Here is a 16,877-nt window from a genome sequence, read left to right on the forward strand (position 1 = left end):
ATGATCATTCATGTTGATTGATCGGGCATCCGCGCCGTTGTTGACATCAATTGGCAGTGCACTGCGCCGCCGGCTTAAGGCGTCGTCCTACCAGTTCGAACCGGCCTCCACACCCGACAGGCGGCAATTGCTGGTTGATTTATCGGTCATCGTGCAAAGGGACGCGCGCACCGGAATCCAGCGGGTCGTGCGCGCGCTGCTCGGTCAACTCATGGCCTATTCCGGTCCGGATCTGGCCGTTGTGCCCGTGTTCGCCGCTCGTGATCATGGTTACTGCCACGCCAGACGGACGCCAGATGGACAGCTGGAAATGACCAGTCAGCATCGCCGGGTCCTGCAACCTGTGGCAGTGCGGTCAGGTGACATTTTCCTGGGGCTGGATCTGGCTGCCCATCTGCTGCCACAGGCGGAATCCGATCTGCGCCGCTGGCGCAGCGAAGGTGTCTCCATCAACTTGATGGTTTATGATTTGCTGCCCTTGCACCATCCTGAATGGTTTCCTGCGCGTACCGTGCGGAATTTTGATCGATGGCTTGGCGTGCTCGCGCGTCAGGCTGATCGCTGCATCTGCATATCCCGCGCTGTCGCAGCAATGTTGGCGCCAGCCTTGGCGATGCGAGTGCACGGCATCATGCCGGACATTGTTTGCATTCCCATGGGGGCGGACCTTGCTGCAAGTCATCCCAGCAGCGGTTTGCCGTCCAACATTGCCGAAGTGCGCGATTGGCTGCGCCGGCACCGTGTTCTGCTGTGCGTGGGCACCATAGAGCCGCGAAAGGGCCACGAGCCGGTTCTGGCGGCGCTGGAGCATCTCTGGCAGTCTCGACCCGCAAGCGACATTGCACTGCTTCTGGTGGGGCGGCCTGGTTGGAAAACAGCAATCCTGCAGAAGCGCTTGCGTCTCCATCCCGAACAGGGCCGGCGATTGCTGTGGCTCGACCAAGCCAGCGACGAATTGCTCGGCGAACTCTACGGCAGTGCATCGGGATTGATCGCTGCGTCGCGGGGGGAGGGCTTCGGCCTGCCATTGATCGAAGCCCTGGCCCATGGCGCCCCCGTGCTGGCACGGGATTTGGACGTGTTTCGCGAGACCGGCGGGCCGTTGTTCGAATATTTTGACGATGATGCGCCCCAGATGTTGGGCGAACGGATCGAACGCTGGCTGTCAGGTGCGCCCCGCGTGTCTGCAGAGCGGGTTGCGGCGTTGCCGCGGTGGGTGGATAGCGCTGGCGCTCTCGCCGCAATTCTTGGCCTTCCCCAACGACCGACGTCGATTTCGGTTACATCATGACGTTTGTAAGCCATGCCCAGAATTTCGAGGATGTGCGGCTGTGGCGCGCCTTCAGCGATGTCAGTGGCGGGCGATATCTGGACATCGGCACGCAGGAGCCGGTGCGGGACTCGGTCAGCCTTGCCTTTTATGAGCGGGGCTGGCGCGGTGTGCATGTTGAACCCACGCCGGCATATGCCGCCAGGATGCGGGCCGCGCGGCCGGATGAACTGGTCATCGAAGCTGCCGTCAGCATGGCCGCCGGCCCGATGCGATTTTTCGAGATTTCCGGCACCGGGTTGTCCACGGGCGTGACTGACGTGGCGAAGCGTCATGCTGATGCAGGATGGGATTGCCGGGAAATCACTGTTCTTACCGTCACTTTGGCCCAGCTTTTCGACCATATGGGGCCCGAACCGATCCATTGGCTGAAAATTGACGTTGAGGGCATGGAAGGCGACGTCCTCGCCAGTTGGGGTGATCATGTGGCACGACCAGCCGCGCTGGTGATCGAAGCGACAGCACCAAACACCCAGCAACCAACCCATCAGTTGTGGTTGGAACTGGTCACCAGCCGTCAGTATCATGAAGTCTTGTTCGATGGTCTCAGTCGGTATTTCCTGCATGAGACACATTTGCACCGGGCAGAGGCAATGGCACTGAGCCCGAATGTCTTTGACGGCTTTTCTGTACCGGAAACCCACTTTGCCGCTGGCCTTTTGGTGCAAGAGAAACAACTGGCTCTAAAGACGGCGAATGACCAGCTGGCGGACCAACTGCAAACGGCGGCAAGGGAACGGGCCGCGCTGGAACAGGCGGCCCAACAGCAGGCCGAAGCCGCGGTCAATCAGGTCAGGCTTTTCGAAGAAGAACAGGCCAGGGTGCACGCTGCACTGGCAAAGGCCGAGGCGGAGCAGGGGGCAGCGGCGGCAATTGCTGCCGCGCAGTTGGCCGTTCTCGATGCCGATCTGCGGGAGGCCAGAACGCAAAATGCCCACCTGCAGTCCCGGTTTGACGACCAGGCGGTGGCCCATTCGGCCCAGCTTGGCGAATTGCGGGAAGGATTCGAAGCAAGAATCGGTTTTGTCGACCTGAAGCTTGCCGAGGCTGGTGAAGCGCTTGCGGCCCAGCGGCAGCTTCATGCCGACTCCATGCGGGAAGCCGGGGTGCTTGAGGGCCGGCTGCGCGCTCAGGCCGAAGCGCATGACGCCCGCACGGCCGAACTTCAGCAGCAAGTCGACAAGGAGTCGAAGGCGCATCAGCTTGATGGCCGGCGCGCGCATGCCGACATGTTGGCGTTGCAGTCGCAGATTGCCTGGCGTGAAGCGCAATTGGCACAGGCCACGCAACTGTTATTGCGCGCGCCAAATCCTCTGACCGGCCGGCCAGTCGTCATCGCCCGCCTGGTGCGCTGGCTCGCTGGACGTGGCTGGCAGCACGCGGCAGCCGATCATCAAGCAGCCGTGCAGCAGTGGCAGACCGGCATCAAGGTGCCGCTACCATCCATGCCGCAAAAAATATCACATGATTCCAATATAGTAGTTGCACAGGCCGGCCAAGAACATGAGGGTGGGTACAATATGGACAGGGAAGGGCCGATCACATCGGTGCCCAGGCTGCTGGCACCGCACGACGCAGCATTCATCCATCTGGCTTATCAGGCGATATTGGGCCGGGCACCGGATCCCGTCGGCGGCGCGCATTATCTGGCGTCATTGCGTGCGGGAGCGCACAAGTTGAATATTGTCAGGCAGTTGCGTCAGTCGCCGGAAGGTCGGGCGTTTGTTCCTGGCGTGGCCGGGTTGGATCGTGCCATCAAACGCCATCGTTGGGCCGCGTTGCCCGTCGTTGGCCCGGTCTTCACGCTGTTCACGGGTGCCGAAGGTGACGGGCCGGTGCAGCGACAATTGCGTGTGATTGCCAATGATCTGGCAAGGTTGCGTGCCGAGCAGCGTGAGGCCATCGAAGATCTCAAGGGCGGTATCCAGGCCTTTGGGTCATCGAGTCAGGTCATGTCCGGCGAAGACATGGCAGCAAAGACGCAAAAGTCAGTGGCAACCGTCAATGCCTTAATACGGCTACGGCCTGGCCTTGCGGGATATTTTCAAGATAATCTGTGGAATAACTGATGGCAAAAATTCTGGCATTCAGTTTTTTCCCCGCCAATCTGCCGCCGCGCTCAGGCGGCGAAATTCGCTTGTTCGCCCTATACGAAGCGCTCTCCCACCACCACGATGTCACGCTCCTGACGTCCGGCGAATTGGGCGGCGCGCTCCAGACCTTCCAGTATAACCCGCGATTTCGCGAGATACGGGTCCCAAAGTCACACGAATTCGCCGAAACCTGGGCTCGTTTGGCACCGGTGGCTGGCTCGGGAGACCTGTCCGGACCTTGCCTGGCGGCGGCAAGCAGTCGGCCTTGCGCCTTGCATGACGCTTATTTGACCCACCATCCGTTGTCGGATGTCATCATCCACGATTCGCCATTCACCATCGGTTATGACCTTTTCGCGGGGTTTGATGGCAAGCCAAGAATATACAACAGTTATAATGTAGAACAGGATCTGTATCGGCAGTTGCATTGCGATGCGAAAGCGGATCAGATTCCAGAATTGGTGATGTCGTGGGAGCGGCAGATCATTGAGTGCTGCGATCTGGTGACCGCGTGTACCGATGATGATCTGAAGCGCTTTGCGGAGCTATATGATGCACCGAAAGCCGCGATGCTGCTGCCGAATGGTGTCGATGCTTTTCAGGCTCCGACAGTGGCGCCTGCCGGCAATCGGCTGGTGTTCATAGGCAGTGCGCATCGCCCCAATCAGACAGCGGCAGCACAGATCGTCAATGTGTTGGCGCCGGCCTTTCCCGATCATGTATTTGATATCATTGGCCGCTGCTGTGAACCCGGGCAACCAGCGCGAAATATACGATCGCATGGGATGGTGGATGACACTAGCAAGGCCAGATTGCTGGGTGACGCACTGGCCTGCATCAATCCGATGCTGGAAGGTGGCGGTTCAAGCCTCAAGATCCCCGACATGGCCGCCCACGGGGTGCCGATCATTTCAACAGACCTTGGCGCACGCGGTTTTGATCTTGTCGCTGGCCTGCATTACAGCTGCATCGATCCCGACGATCCCGTGGCGTCCGTGCGATCAGCGCTCGGCGATCATGGCCGGCTGGCCGCCCAGGCGATGGCCGCCGCCGAACATTTCAGCCAGAATTTCACCTGGCCCGGCATTGCCGGCAAGTTGGCCAAGCGGATCGACGCGCTTATGGTTGAGCGGCGCGAATCGAGCGATCGTCCGCGCGTGGTTGTTCTGAATGATTACGATCCAATCGAGGCCGTCGGCGGCGGCGGCACCCGGATCCGGGGATTGTATCAGGGCGCCAGTGAACAGATACAGCCCCTCATCCTCAGCTTTGTCGAAGGGCAGGAAATTGCGCGTCGCCCCATCTTTGATGGCAAGGGTCTGGCGATTGGCATCCCCAAGACGCGTGAACATTGCGAACACGACATGGCTCAGGCTGCCGAATTCCATGTTTCCACAGCCGACATCGTTTCGCAGTTGATGGCGCCACGCAATACGCTGTTGATGGCTGTCTTCCAGGCAACGGAACATTTCGTCGGCCTTGTTGCCTGTGAGCATCCCTACATGGCGACCATGCTGGTCGGGAGCACGCGCAAGTTTGTTTATTCTTCTCAGAATTTTGAGACCAATCTGAAGCGCCAGTTGCTGGCCTATCATCCCCGGCGCGAAGAATTGCTGGCAAATGTGGCGTCAATCGAACGCTTCTGCGTTGGCTGCAGTGAATTGATCCTGGCGGTGTCGGATAATGACGCGGAAAGCTTCGCTGCCGAGCATGATCTGGTCGCGCCTGTGCTGGTTGTCAGCAATGGCGCCGAAGACGTGCAGCGTCCCGATGGCCTTGTGCCTTTGCTGAACGGTTTCAATGTCTGTTTCCTGGGATCGGGGCATTTGCCCAATCACCAGGCTGTGCGATTTCTCATTGAAGATGTGGCACCGCACCTCCCCGATGTCATGTTCCAGATCGCGGGATCGGTTTGTGAAGGTTTTGATGAGGCTCCGGCGAATGTGCGGCTGTTGGGACGGCTGGATGATGCAGACAAAACCCTGCTGCTGATGCGGTGTCAGCTTGCTCTCAATCCGATGGAAGAAGGCAGCGGTTCCAACGTCAAGATGGCCGATTACTTGCGGCACGGGCTCCCGGTGCTGTCCACGCCATTTGGCGCGCGCGGCTATGATGGTTTGGACGAAGATGATCTGAAGCTGGTACCATTGGCGGATTTCGTGTCAGCCATTGTGGATGCAAGCCAACGCGATTTCACTGAATCGCATCGTGATGCCCGGCAAGACCGTTTCAGGGATCGGTTTTCGATGTCGTCCTTTGGCCAGGACTATGGTGCCATCTTGCGCGAATTGCGGTTGCCGCGGCGCCGGGCACTCTATGTCACCTATCGCTTCAACGCGCCGCCACGCGGGGGTGGGGAGCATTATGTCAATCGCCTGGTGGGGTTTCTCGCCGCCGCCGGTATCGATATTGATGTGTTGACCCCAAAGGTCGACAGGATCGTCGATACTGATCGATTTGCCAGCGACTATCCGGCGGTTGGACGCACATATCCCGTGCCATTTGCCCAGCCGCAAACGCGGGTGGCCAAGTTCGACGTTGCACCGATGGCCGATCGCGCCGCGCAGATTGATCAAATCTGGGCGCAGCAGCCTGCCTTCGAGGAAGCGCTGTACCGGCACTATATGGCGCAAACCACTGGCACAGGGCCGACCTGGGGGTGGAGCCACGGTGACGGAAATGGCCGTTGGGCATTGGCGCAGTTCGGGTTGCATGGTGGCGAAGCCGGACGGTGGCGGATTTCCGGCGAGTCTGCGGCAGAATATTATCTCGTCCTGCGTGGTGAAGCCGGACAACATCTGCTGGGCTGTACGGTCAGTGGCAGATTTGAATGTGAATTCGATGCCCCGGCCGGTTCGGTTGCTGCCACCCTGTTTCGAATTGCCGGTGACCGCCCACTGGATCCGCGGCCCCTTGGCATATATGTCACCCAATTGCAGCATGACGGGACATCGCTGCTGGCTCAGCCCGCGTTGCAGCCCTGGCAGGCAGCAGGTGAACCGCTCAGCCTGTTTCACGCCATGCATCAGGCCGCACGCGGAACGCGTTTTCAGGCTGGTGCATCATTGGCCGAACTGCGCGGGCCATATTGCCCTGATCTTGAAGCCTATCTGGCGCGTCACACGCACGAATATGATCTGGTCATTACCCACAACGTCGTTTTCCGAACCGCCAGCGTGGCCGTGGCGGCGGCAAATGCAGCCGGTGTGCCGTCGCTGATCGTGCCGCACGCGCATTTCGAGGATGATTATTACCACTTTCCCGATGTGATGACTGCAATCGCCAACGCATCGCGAGCGCTGGTCACGCCGCGGCTGGCCTGCCGGTTTCTAACCGAAATCGGGATGGACAATGTCGAATTTCTATCGCCCGGGATTGACGGTGACGAAGATTTTTCCGCCGAGGATGAAGCTGAATTTGCAGCCCGCTATCCCCGCAAGGGACCGTTTGTGCTGGTTGCCGGGCGCAAGGCGGCGGCCAAAGGCTATCGGGAGGTCATTGCGGCAACGGCGCAGGTGCGGACAAACGGATACTCCGATCTGCGGGTTGTGATCATCGGGCCTGATGACGATGGCGAGCCGATCACCGAGGATTTTGTCGATTATCTGGGAATGGTTGAACGTCCGGTGTTGCGCGGAGCCTACCGGGCATGCAGCATGCTGGCGAACATGAGCCGGAGTGAAAGTTTCGGGATTGTCTTGCTCGAAGCCGGACTCGCCGCTCGCCCGGTTGTTGCAAACAATGGCTGTGCGGCCTTCATGGAGTTGGTCGCGGATGGTCGCAACGGGTTTTTGACCACGCCGGCCCGGTTGGCCGAACGTCTGGCAGCCGTGATGGCTGATCCCGTCAGGGCATCGGCAATGGGCAAAGCCGGCCGCGAGATGGCGCTGGAATATGACTGGTCACGCATCGGGAGTGCCTTCGTGAACCATTGCACCCAGTTGATGAACACCAGGAAGGTGTCGGCCAAATGAGCGACGCTTACACAGAAGCGCAGGATTTCGCCGAAAAGGTAGGCGTGCTCAACGACCTTTCTCACTGGCTAGGCGAAGTGCTGCACGCGGGCCGCGTCGATCGTGCGCTTGAGATTGGCGGTTCCGGCGGATTGCTCGCCGGGCTTTTTGCCAGTCGCCACGGCAATGTGATCTGTACCGATATCGTTGATTGGGACATGAAATACGGCGGCGAGGGAATGAAGCTGCTGCGCGAGAAATTCGCCCGCAACGGACACGCGCTTGTTACGGAACGGCTCAAATATATTCCTGCCGACGCGCAGAATTTGATGTTCCGGGATGACTGGTTTGATATCGTGTTTTCACTCAATGCGTTCGAGCATATCTCCGATCCGGCATTGGCTCTCCGGGAAGCGGTTCGCGTAACGCGTCCGGGCGGAATGCTGTATTTGCGCTTTGATCCCGTCTGGACAGCCGATTCAGGCTGCCATTTTCTCCACCGCATTGGCGCCCCCTGGGCCCACCTGTTGCTGGGCGATGAAGATATTGCAGGCCTGATGCGAACCAATGGGGCCGACGAAGATGAAATCGCAAGCTACCGGCAGGACATGAATCGTCTTCCTGTAAACTATTACCAAAACATCTTGCCAAACCTCGTTGCTGAACTTGGCTGTTCGATGGTCTTTTTCACGCCGTGGTCTGGCACGGTTGATCCTGATTATGTTCACCATCCCAATCTGGCGATGGCAGCGGCCCGACTCAATCTCGATCCCGACGAATTGCTGGTTCGAGGATTTCAGTTTGTCATAAGGAAAGGTTGAAGAAATTTATGGCTCAATCAGCCATCATCACCGGCATCACCGGGCAGGACGGCGCCTATCTGGCCGAGTTGCTGCTGGGCAAGGGGTATATTGTTTACGGAACCTATCGCCGTACCAGCAGTGTCAATTTCTGGCGGATCGAGGAGTTGGGTGTCGCCAGCCATCCGAATCTGAAGCTGGTGGAATATGATCTGACCGACCTGTCGGCCTCCGTCCGACTGCTGCAGTCCACGGGTGCCACCGAAGTGTATAATCTTGCGGCGCAAAGCTTTGTGGGCGTGTCGTTTGATCAGCCGGTCACCACGGCTGAAATCACCGGCATCGGCCCGCTGAACCTTCTGGAGGCGATCCGTATCGTCAATCCGGCCATCCGTTTCTATCAGGCCAGCACGTCGGAAATGTTCGGCAAGGTGCAGGCCATTCCGCAGGTGGAAACCACGCCGTTCTGGCCACGCAGCCCCTATGGCGTCGCCAAGCTCTACGCCCATTGGATCACGGTGAACTACCGTGAAAGCTACGATATTTTCGGGTGCAGTGGCATCCTGTTCAACCATGAAAGCCCGCTGCGCGGCCGTGAGTTCGTGACCCGCAAGATCACCGACAGCGTGGCAAAGATCAGCTTGGGCAAGCTGGATTGCCTGGAATTGGGCAATCTGGATGCCAAGCGGGACTGGGGTTTTGCCAAGGATTATGTCGATGGCATGTGGCGGATGTTGCAGGCAGAAGTGGCAGACACCTACGTGCTTGCCACCAATCGCACCGAAACCGTGCGCGATTTTGTGGCGCTGGCGTTTCAGGCGGCGGGCGTAACCGTGGAATTCACCGGCCAGGCCGAGCAGGAGACAGCGGTTGACACGGCGTCGGGTCGTACGGTGATGCGCATCAACCCACAATTTTATCGTCCGGCCGAGGTGGAACTGCTGATCGGTGATCCGGCCAAGGCCAAGGCCGATCTGGGCTGGGAACCGACCACGGGGCTTGAAGATCTGTGCCGAATGATGGTGGAAGCGGATTTGCGCCGCAACCGCGCCGGCATGTCGTTCTGATCCGCGATGGCGCGCATCCTGATCACCGGCGCCAACGGATTCACCGGCCGCCACCTTCTCGATCGCCTGGCACGTGACGGCCATGAACTGCACGGGCTGTTCCATGTCGCGCCGGCGGAATCCCTGGCGCCCTTGCATGCGGCACACATCGGTGATCTGCGGGATCTGCCGAGCATTGCCGCGGCCATCGCGCAGGTGAAGCCCGACCTGGTGGTGCATCTGGCCGCCATTGCATTTGTCGCGCATGGCGATCCTGCGGAGTTGTACAGCACCAACATATTGGGCACGCGCAATCTGCTGCAGGCGCTGGCCACCGCCCCCAAGCAACCGCAAGCGGTTCTGCTGGCCAGCAGCGCCAATGTTTACGGCAACCGGCGTGAAGGTGTGCTGCGCGAGGACATGGCGCCGGCACCCGCCAATGATTATGGACTGACCAAGCTTGCCTGTGAGCAACTGGCGCAGCTTTATGCCGATCGCCTGCCGATCATCACCGTGCGGCCGTTCAACTACACCGGGTGCGGCCAGGCCGAACAGTTCATCATCCCCAAGATCATCGCCCATGCCAGGGCGCGTGCGCCCGTGATCGAGCTTGGCAATATCGACGTGGCCCGCGATTTTTCCGACGTCCGCACCGTGGTGGATTGCTATACGCGGCTGCTGGCGATGCCGTCAGCCGTGGGCGGGCTGTTCAACGTCTGCTCCGGCGAGGCGCGTTCCTTGGCAGAGGTGATTGCCATGGTGGAAACAGCGTCCGGCCATCGTCTGGAAGTTCGGGTCAATCCTGCGTTCGTTCGATCCGATGAGGTGAAGAGCCTGTGTGGCAGCCGCGCGAAGCTGGAGGGCGTGATCGGCCCGCTGGCAATGCCGCCTTTTGAAGACACGATCGCCTGGATGCTGGATGACTGATTCCGTGCGGGTGGCGCTTTCGGTGGACGCACTTGGCCCGCGCCTCACCGGCATCGGCCGCTATTGCCTGGAATTGGTGCGCGGTGTGCCGGCCGTGCCTGGCGTGGGCGATATCCGGTATTTCCGCGGCCCGCACTGGCTTGATGATCCTGAGGCTCTGCTGGCTGAAGGCTGGGCGCCAGCAAGGCGGGGCTGGTTCGGGCATTGGCTCGACCAACGGCGCAACCGGCGCGCCATGGGAACATCGGTGGTGCATGGCCCGAACTTCTTTCTGCCCGATTGGGCAGAGCATGGCGTGATCACCGTGCATGACCTGTCGGTCCTGCTTTATCCAGAAACCCACCCTGCCGAGCGGGTCCGCGATTTCGAGCGGCGCTTCAAGTCCAGCCTGGATCGCGCCTCGGCGATCATCACCGACAGCGAGGCGGTGCGCAGCGAGATCATTGCCATGCTTGGCGTGTCTGGCGAACGGGTGAAGGCGATCCCCCTGGGGGTGAGCATGGCGGCGACCCGGGCCGATCCGCAATTGCTTGGCCAATCGGGCCTTGTGCCGGGGGGCTACACCCTGTGTGTCAGCACGTTTGAACCGCGCAAACGCATTGATGATCTGGTCAGGGCCTATGGTCTGCTCGATCCCGCCCTGCGCCGCGCCGTGCCACTGGTGCTGGCCGGGGCAAGCGGCTGGCGCAACGATGCGTTGAACAGTCTGATCGAGGCCGGCGTTGGCGAAGGCTGGGTGAAGCGGCTTGATTTCGTTTCAGATCAATTTCTTGGCAGTCTCTATGGCGGTGCCCGGCTGTTCGTCTATCCCTCCCGCTATGAAGGGTTCGGTTTGCCGCCGATCGAAGCGATGTTTCATGGTGTGCCCACCATCGTGGGCAACGCCGCCACGCTGGTGGAGGTCACCAAAGGCGCGGCCCGTACCGTAGATGCTTCCGATATCGAGGCCTTTGCCACACTATTGGCCGCGTCGTTGGAGGATCGCGCCTGGCAGGCAGTTGCGGCAACGGCGGGCCGCGCTGTGGCTGAATCCTATCGTTGGGCGGATTGCGTTGCCGCCACTGTCGAGGTGTATTTCCGCGCCGCGCAGCAGTGATCAGCGCGCCAGCCGCCGCCGCACACGCCCGGTGGCGCGGCGGACGGCGACGACGGCGCTGGCGGTGGGGTCGAGCGTGGGTTGGCCTGATGTGAGGCGCTGCACCAGCACTTCGGCGGGGCAGGGCAGGCCGGTGGTGGGATCGAGATAGCGCGGGTAGAGCAGCAGGGCGGCGACGACCAGTTCATCCAGGGTGCGCCGGGCGGTGCGCCGGGCCGGCACCGGGCCATGGTCGGTGGTGAGGCCCCAGCCGGCATAGAAGGGCACACCGTGCACCGTCACCGGCTTGTGACGCAGCAGCGCCTCGAAGCCGGCGAGCGAGCTGTTGACGTGCAGTTCGTCGACACAAGCGATCAGCCCCGCCATGGGCGCGCTTGTCTCGACCTGGTCAGCCAGCGCCGCCATGTCGGCCGCGGCGATATGGCCGCGGCGGTGGCCGGCCAGCACGTCGGGGTGGGGCTTGTAGATCACAAACGCTTCCGGCCCGGCGGCGGCGCGGGCGCGGCGCAGCAGTTCCAGATTGCTGGCCAACGCACCGCCGCTGGTGACAGCGCGATCATCCTCGACCTGGCCGGGCACCAGCACATGGCGTCGTGCACCGCCGGGGCGCGGCAGGGCGATGGCCTGGCCGGATTCATATTTGGACAGGCCGCTGGCGACGATGGCGGTGCGCAAGGCGGCGGCGCGGGCCAGCAGATCGGACGGGAAATCGCCATCTTGCAGCAAGAGTTCCAGCCCGCTGGGGCCGTTGGGATCGAAATGCACGCCCACGCCGTCGACGATCACCGACAGCGGCGGCACACAATCGGCGCCCAACCCGGCGGATCGGATGAAGCCATCCTCCACTTCCAGAACCGGCACGGCGCAGCGGGCCAGTTCGCGCGATTGGGTGGCCGTCAGCCGGGAACGCCACACCGCCACTTGCTGGCCCGCGCCCAGCGCCGGCAGATCGCGCCGGAACGGTGATGCCGCACCATTCCACAGCAGGGGCGCCACCGTCGGCCGCTTCCAATAGGCAAAGCCCAATGCCGCCGCGATGCCGCGATTGCCATCGATCAATTGTCGCCAGAATCCCGCCAGCGCGATGGCCTGCCGGCAAGTGATGGCGCCGCCGCCGAACGGATCCTGCCAGTGCCAGCCGGTAAGCTGCGCATGCAGGAGCGCGGCGATCATCGCCGCATCCGGGGCCTGCTCGCGCCCGGCATCGCTCACCACCACATCGCGCCCGGCCGCCACCGCCAGCAGGATGCGGGCGTCGCCCGCCGGCAGCCGCACCCGCGCCGCACCGTCCAGCATGTGCCAGGGATCGGCATCGGCGGGCCAGGCCAATGCACCGGCGGCCGGCGACATGGTGCCATCCAGATCATGACCCGCAGCAGGCAGCGCCGGCTGATGGCCCCAGTAACAGCCGCCCACCCGTCGCTGCGCCAGCGCCGCCAGCAGGTCGGCCGCATCCTCGCTGCCGCCGCCCCACACGCCAAAGCGCGGCGGCCGCGCGCCGGGGAAGGGCGGGATGGCCAGAAGGGGGGCAAAAGCCACCGGCTACCCCACAGCAGCGATGGCGATCAGCCGCTGCATCAGGCCGGGCAATTGATCGAGCGGCACCATGTTGGGCCCATCCGAAAGCGCCGCATCGGGATCGGGGTGGGTTTCCATGAACAGGCCATCAACCCCGATTGCCACGGCGGCGCGCGCCAGTGGCTCGACATATTGGCGCTGGCCCAAGGAGCGGTCGCCGCCGCCACCGGGCAATTGCACGCTGTGCGTGGCATCGAACACCACCGGGCAACCCATGTCGCGCAGGATCACCAGCGCGCGCATGTCGACCACCAGATTGTTGTAGCCAAAGCTCGATCCGCGTTCGCACAGCAGGATAGTGCTGCTGTCCACCCCGGCCGCCGTGGCGGCGGCGCGGGCCTTGGCCAGTACGGCGGCCATGTCGTGCGGCGCCATGAACTGCGCCTTCTTGATGTTCACCGGCCGGCCGCTGGCGGCGGCGGCGGTGATCAGGTCGGTCTGCCGCGCCAAGAAGGCCGGGGTTTGCAGCATGTCCACCACTTCGGCGACCGCCGCCACCTGATCGGGCAGATGCACATCGGTCAGCACCGGCAGCCCGGTTTCGCGGCGGACTTTTTCCAGCACGCGCAGGCCTTCATGCAGGCCCAGGCCGCGATAGCCGGCGCCCGACGTGCGGTTGGCCTTGTCGAAACTGGCCTTGAAAATGACCGACAGGCCCAGAAGATCGGCCATGGCGCGCAATTGCCCGGCGATGGCCAGGCACAGCGCCTCGCTTTCGATCACGCACGGGCCAGCGATCAGGAAGGGCGGCGCACCGGGCGCGCGGGTGAAACGGGGGAGCATCAGGCGGTTTCCTCGGCGCGCCGCGCCAGCTGGGCCTCGATCAGGGGCGTGTCGGTCGGGTTGTTGAGCTCGATGAGGTCCCAGCCCGGCGCCGGGCACACCGCGACGCCCACCGGCAGGCCGGCATCCAGAAAGCGCAATTGTTCAAGGCCTTCCTGCAATTCCAGCACGGCCGGCCCGGCGGCGGCATAGGCTTTCAGCGCGTCCGGGCGATAGGCATAGAGCCCGACATGCAGCAGCACCGGCTGCGACGGCTGTGTGCCGGGCGCCACATGCGGGATGATCGATTTGGAAAAATACAGCGCGCGCTCGCTGCGGCTGCACACCACCGTCGTGCCGCCGACGCGCCCGGCCGCAGCATCGCTCTGCAGATGCGCCAGCACCGCTGCGCTGGCCGGCACAGCGGCCGTCGCCAGCGCCAGCCCCGGATCGGCGGCCAGGCAATCGATCACCGCCGCCACCATCGCCGCTGGAATCAGCGGGGCATCGCCTTGCAGGTTGACGACGATATCCGGCGCTGCCGTCAGCCCGGCCAGCGCGGCGGCACAGCGTTCCGTGCCGTTCAAACAGTCCGCCGGCGTCATCACCACCGCCATGCCGTGCGCGCGTGCGTGGTCCGCAATCCGTATGTCATCGGTGGCGACCACGCATTCGGCGAAGCCCGGTACGGCCCCGGCGGCCGCCCCCGCCGCTGCCCACGTCCATTCCAGCAAGCTGCGCACCCGGCCATCCGGGCCCGCCAGCGGCGCCAACGGCTTGCCGGGAAAGCGGCTGGAGGCAAAACGGGCCGGAATGATCAGGGCAATGCGCGCCATGGCGGTTCAGGCCTGCACCAGCGGATGCGGTTGAAGAGGTGGGGGCGCCGCGATGTCATAAATCTGCACCGCACCCAGCGGCCGGCGCGGCTGGGCATCGTCCACCACGAACAGTGTGGTGATGCGGTGAATGTTCATCATTTCCAGCGCGTCTTCCACCAGGGCCGTGCGCGGGATGGTCTTGGGCGTGGCGGTCATCGTGGCGGCTGCGGTGCTGGCCAGCAGGTCGGCGGCATGGCGGCGCAAATCGCCGTCGGTGATGATGCCGACCAACAGGCCCTGATCATCGACCACGCCGGTCATGCCCAGCCGCTTTTCCGTCATCGTCAGCAGCGCCTGGTGCATCGGTGTGTCCATCGCCACCAGCGGCAGCCGGTCACCGCCGTGCATCACATCCTCCACGCCGCGCAGGTGCAAGCCGATCGTGCCGCCGGGGTGCAGCGCCCTGATGTCCGGCCCGGACAGGCCGCGCGCCCGCATCACCGTCACGGCCAGCGCATCGCCCAGCGCCATCATCATGGTGGTGGATGTGGTCGGTGCCAGGCTGGCGGTGCAGGCTTCCTCGACCATGGGCAGCAACAGGCCAAGATCGGCAGTGCGCATCAACAGCGAGGTCGGGTTGCTCGACACCCCGACCAGCCGGCAGCCGATGCGCTTGGCGTGCAGGCACAAGGGTTGCAGCTCCACCGTGCCGCCGCTGTTGGAGAACACCAGCAGTAGATCGCCCGGCATCACCATGCCGGCATCGCCGTGCGCGGCTTCACCGGCATGCACGAAATGTGCCGGCGTGCCGGTGGCGGCCAGCGTGGCGGCGATCTTGCGGGCAATGTGGCCGGATTTGCCGATGCCCGATACGATCACCCGGCTGCGGCAAGACAATATGGCATCGACCACGGCGGAAAAACGGCCGTCGATCATGGCTTCCAACTGGCGCAGCGCTTCGGCTTCCAGGGCAATGACCTGACGGCCGATATCCTGATGCAGACCGCCGCTCATCCTGTTGTTCTTTCTGTCCAACCGCCGGCCCAGCGCGCTCGAGTCTCTATCCATGGGCTGATTTGCGGTCAATTGCAGCACGCTTGACAGGGCCGTGCCGGGCAGGGATGCGTCGGCCATGCCGGCGCCCCCCCCTGATGCGATCCTGTTCGATCTGGATGGCACGCTGATCGATTCGGTGCGGATCACCTGTGCGATCATCGATGCGATGCTGGCGGCGCGCGGCAGCGATGATCGTGCCGATCCGGCCATCGCCCGTGCCATGGATGCGGTGGGTGGTGCGGCGATGATTGCCGCGGTGCTGGGCCGGCATTGCCGCGATCCGGATGCCGAAATTGCCGAATTCCGCGCCCGCCATGCGGTGGTGTCCACGCCATCCGATCTGGCCTTTCCGGGCGTGACGGCGGCGTTGGCAGCGTTGCACGATGCCGGCATTCGCTTGGGCATCTGTTCCAACAAGCCGCAGGCTCTGTGTGACAAGATTCTCGCCGATCTCGATCTGGCCCGGTATTTCGGAGCCATTGTCGGCGCGCGGCCCGACCGGCCGCGCAAGCCGGCCCCCGATGCCGCGCGCTTCGCCATGGCCGGCATGGCTGCCGACGCAGCGACCTGCCTTTATGTGGGCGATTCGGCGGTGGATGTGGCAACGGCCCATGCAGCAGGGCTCCCGATCATGTTGGTCGGTTGGGGATATGGTCTGGCCGGGGCAAGATCGGCGGCGCCCGACGCGCCGGTGCTGGCCAGCATGGATGAACTAGTCAGGCTTGCGAGGCCGTCGCCGGCCGCTTGATGCTGTTCAGGCGGGTGACGAACAACCGGTCCCACATCATGCCGGTGATGGCATAATTGCCTTTGTCATGGGCATGGTGGTGGCGCATGTGATGCTGCTTGAGCATGCGGGCAACGCGGCCCTTCATCGGCCACTGGTGGCAGGCATAATGCACCAGATCATAGGCGACATAGCCGGTCATGAAGCCCAGCAGCAGCCACACGCCCGACGGGCCGATCATCGCGACAAAGCCGGCACCGACCGCCAGGCCAACGGGAATGCTCACCATTGGCGGCATCAGATTGCGCAGCGGATCGTTCGGCACTGCATGATGATTGCCGTGCATGATGAACACGAATTTTTCCAACAGCACCGACGCTGGCTCCCAATGGAACAGGAAACGGTGCAGCGCATATTCGGTGAGCGTCCAGATCAGGCCGCCGGCCAAGGTGAGCCCCGCGGCGGTCATGGGCGTCGCCGTACCCCATGCCGTCCACAGGATGGCAGGCAACAGCACGGCCCACAGGGCGATGAACGCCGGCGCCGACAAAAGCGTCAGCTTTTCCAGCCAGCGATTCTGAAACAGCGTGGGTCGGGATTGGTATACGGTCATTAAATCTGTTTCAACAGATGCGCGGGCCAACTGTCAAGGATGATAAGTCCCATTGCTGCGGCCTTGCGGCGATTTGCC

13 protein-coding genes are annotated in these 16,877 nt (G+C 62.8%); 8 read left to right on the forward strand and 5 right to left on the reverse strand.

Features of this window, described 5'->3' with window-relative positions:
* Window positions 1-10 precede the first annotated feature (10 nt).
* Genes ABWP22_RS02995 through ABWP22_RS03025 form a run of 7 tightly spaced genes read left to right on the forward strand, consistent with a single transcriptional unit; the run spans window position 11 to window position 11,245 of the window.
* Window positions 11-1,291 carry a glycosyltransferase family 4 protein gene (locus tag ABWP22_RS02995; protein ID WP_353198461.1) on the forward strand — a complete coding sequence of 427 codons (1,281 nt, stop codon included), beginning with the start codon at window positions 11-13 and terminating at the stop codon, window positions 1,289-1,291.
* Complete coding sequence (locus ABWP22_RS03000; RefSeq protein WP_353198462.1) at window positions 1,288-3,399, forward strand: FkbM family methyltransferase; 2,112 nt, start codon at window positions 1,288-1,290, stop codon at window positions 3,397-3,399. The genes ABWP22_RS02995 and ABWP22_RS03000 overlap by 4 nt, the downstream gene beginning before the upstream one ends.
* Window positions 3,399-7,397, forward strand: coding sequence for a glycosyltransferase (locus ABWP22_RS03005; RefSeq protein ID WP_353198463.1), 3,999 nt, complete (start codon window positions 3,399-3,401; stop codon window positions 7,395-7,397). The genes ABWP22_RS03000 and ABWP22_RS03005 overlap by 1 nt, the downstream gene beginning before the upstream one ends.
* The gene (locus ABWP22_RS03010) at window positions 7,394-8,197 is read left to right on the forward strand and encodes a class I SAM-dependent methyltransferase (RefSeq protein WP_353198464.1); all 804 of its coding nucleotides are present in this window, start codon (window positions 7,394-7,396) and stop codon (window positions 8,195-8,197) included. Before ABWP22_RS03005 ends, ABWP22_RS03010 begins: the two co-directional genes overlap by 4 nt.
* Before the next feature lie 8 nt (window positions 8,198-8,205).
* Window positions 8,206-9,243 (forward strand): GDP-mannose 4,6-dehydratase, encoded by a 1,038-nt coding sequence (gmd, locus tag ABWP22_RS03015; RefSeq protein ID WP_353198465.1) that lies wholly within the window; start codon window positions 8,206-8,208, stop codon window positions 9,241-9,243.
* A 6-nt stretch (window positions 9,244-9,249) separates the two neighbouring features.
* On the forward strand, window positions 9,250-10,149 hold the full coding sequence (locus ABWP22_RS03020; RefSeq protein WP_353198466.1) for an NAD-dependent epimerase/dehydratase family protein: 900 nt from the start codon (window positions 9,250-9,252) through the stop codon (window positions 10,147-10,149).
* Window positions 10,142-11,245, forward strand: a complete 1,104-nt coding sequence (locus tag ABWP22_RS03025) for a glycosyltransferase family 4 protein (protein WP_353198467.1) — start codon at window positions 10,142-10,144, stop codon at window positions 11,243-11,245. The genes ABWP22_RS03020 and ABWP22_RS03025 overlap by 8 nt, the downstream gene beginning before the upstream one ends.
* Here ABWP22_RS03025 and ABWP22_RS03030 read toward each other — a convergent pair whose 3' ends face one another.
* Genes ABWP22_RS03030 through ABWP22_RS03045 form a run of 4 tightly spaced genes read right to left on the reverse strand, consistent with a single transcriptional unit; the run spans window position 11,246 to window position 15,417 of the window.
* Window positions 11,246-12,784: a capsular polysaccharide export protein, LipB/KpsS family gene (locus tag ABWP22_RS03030; protein WP_353198468.1), complete on the reverse strand. Its 1,539-nt coding sequence runs from the start codon at window positions 12,782-12,784 to the stop codon at window positions 11,246-11,248.
* A 3-nt stretch (window positions 12,785-12,787) separates the two neighbouring features.
* The gene (kdsA, locus tag ABWP22_RS03035) at window positions 12,788-13,606 is read right to left on the reverse strand and encodes a 3-deoxy-8-phosphooctulonate synthase (RefSeq protein WP_353198469.1); all 819 of its coding nucleotides are present in this window, start codon (window positions 13,604-13,606) and stop codon (window positions 12,788-12,790) included.
* Window positions 13,606-14,421, reverse strand: a complete 816-nt coding sequence (locus tag ABWP22_RS03040; RefSeq protein ID WP_353198470.1) for a 3-deoxy-manno-octulosonate cytidylyltransferase — start codon at window positions 14,419-14,421, stop codon at window positions 13,606-13,608. Before ABWP22_RS03040 ends, kdsA begins: the two co-directional genes overlap by 1 nt.
* 6 nt (window positions 14,422-14,427) lie before the next feature.
* A complete protein-coding gene (locus tag ABWP22_RS03045) occupies window positions 14,428-15,417 on the reverse strand; it encodes a KpsF/GutQ family sugar-phosphate isomerase (protein ID WP_353198471.1) in 990 nt (329 codons plus the stop codon).
* Window positions 15,418-15,535: 118 nt separating this feature from the next.
* Between ABWP22_RS03045 and ABWP22_RS03050 the strand changes: the two genes are divergently transcribed.
* On the forward strand, window positions 15,536-16,207 hold the full coding sequence (locus tag ABWP22_RS03050; RefSeq protein ID WP_353198472.1) for an HAD family hydrolase: 672 nt from the start codon (window positions 15,536-15,538) through the stop codon (window positions 16,205-16,207).
* Here the strand turns inward: ABWP22_RS03050 and ABWP22_RS03055 are convergent.
* Window positions 16,176-16,799: a sterol desaturase family protein gene (locus tag ABWP22_RS03055; protein ID WP_353198473.1), complete on the reverse strand. Its 624-nt coding sequence runs from the start codon at window positions 16,797-16,799 to the stop codon at window positions 16,176-16,178. The genes ABWP22_RS03050 and ABWP22_RS03055 overlap by 32 nt on opposite strands.
* Between the last annotated feature and the right edge of the window lie 78 nt (window positions 16,800-16,877).

The sequence above is a fragment of the Sandarakinorhabdus sp. genome, assembly GCF_040398665.1.
GTDB lineage: Bacteria > Pseudomonadota > Alphaproteobacteria > Sphingomonadales > Sphingomonadaceae > Sandarakinorhabdus.

Coding starts and splice junctions, on each gene's coding strand:
- ABWP22_RS03055 (WP_353198473.1), bottom strand. CDS start 16,799: ATGACCGTATACCAATCCCGACCCACGCTGTTTCAGAATCGCTGGCTG.
- ABWP22_RS03005 (WP_353198463.1), top strand. CDS start 3,399: ATGGCAAAAATTCTGGCATTCAGTTTTTTCCCCGCCAATCTGCCGCCG.
- ABWP22_RS03000 (WP_353198462.1), top strand. CDS start 1,288: ATGACGTTTGTAAGCCATGCCCAGAATTTCGAGGATGTGCGGCTGTGG.
- ABWP22_RS03025 (WP_353198467.1), top strand. CDS start 10,142: ATGACTGATTCCGTGCGGGTGGCGCTTTCGGTGGACGCACTTGGCCCG.
- ABWP22_RS03045 (WP_353198471.1), bottom strand. CDS start 15,417: ATGAGCGGCGGTCTGCATCAGGATATCGGCCGTCAGGTCATTGCCCTG.
- ABWP22_RS03050 (WP_353198472.1), top strand. CDS start 15,536: ATGCCGGCGCCCCCCCCTGATGCGATCCTGTTCGATCTGGATGGCACG.
- ABWP22_RS03020 (WP_353198466.1), top strand. CDS start 9,250: ATGGCGCGCATCCTGATCACCGGCGCCAACGGATTCACCGGCCGCCAC.
- gmd (WP_353198465.1), top strand. CDS start 8,206: ATGGCTCAATCAGCCATCATCACCGGCATCACCGGGCAGGACGGCGCC.
- kdsA (WP_353198469.1), bottom strand. CDS start 13,606: ATGCTCCCCCGTTTCACCCGCGCGCCCGGTGCGCCGCCCTTCCTGATC.
- ABWP22_RS03010 (WP_353198464.1), top strand. CDS start 7,394: ATGAGCGACGCTTACACAGAAGCGCAGGATTTCGCCGAAAAGGTAGGC.
- ABWP22_RS03040 (WP_353198470.1), bottom strand. CDS start 14,421: ATGGCGCGCATTGCCCTGATCATTCCGGCCCGTTTTGCCTCCAGCCGC.
- ABWP22_RS02995 (WP_353198461.1), top strand. CDS start 11: ATGTTGATTGATCGGGCATCCGCGCCGTTGTTGACATCAATTGGCAGT.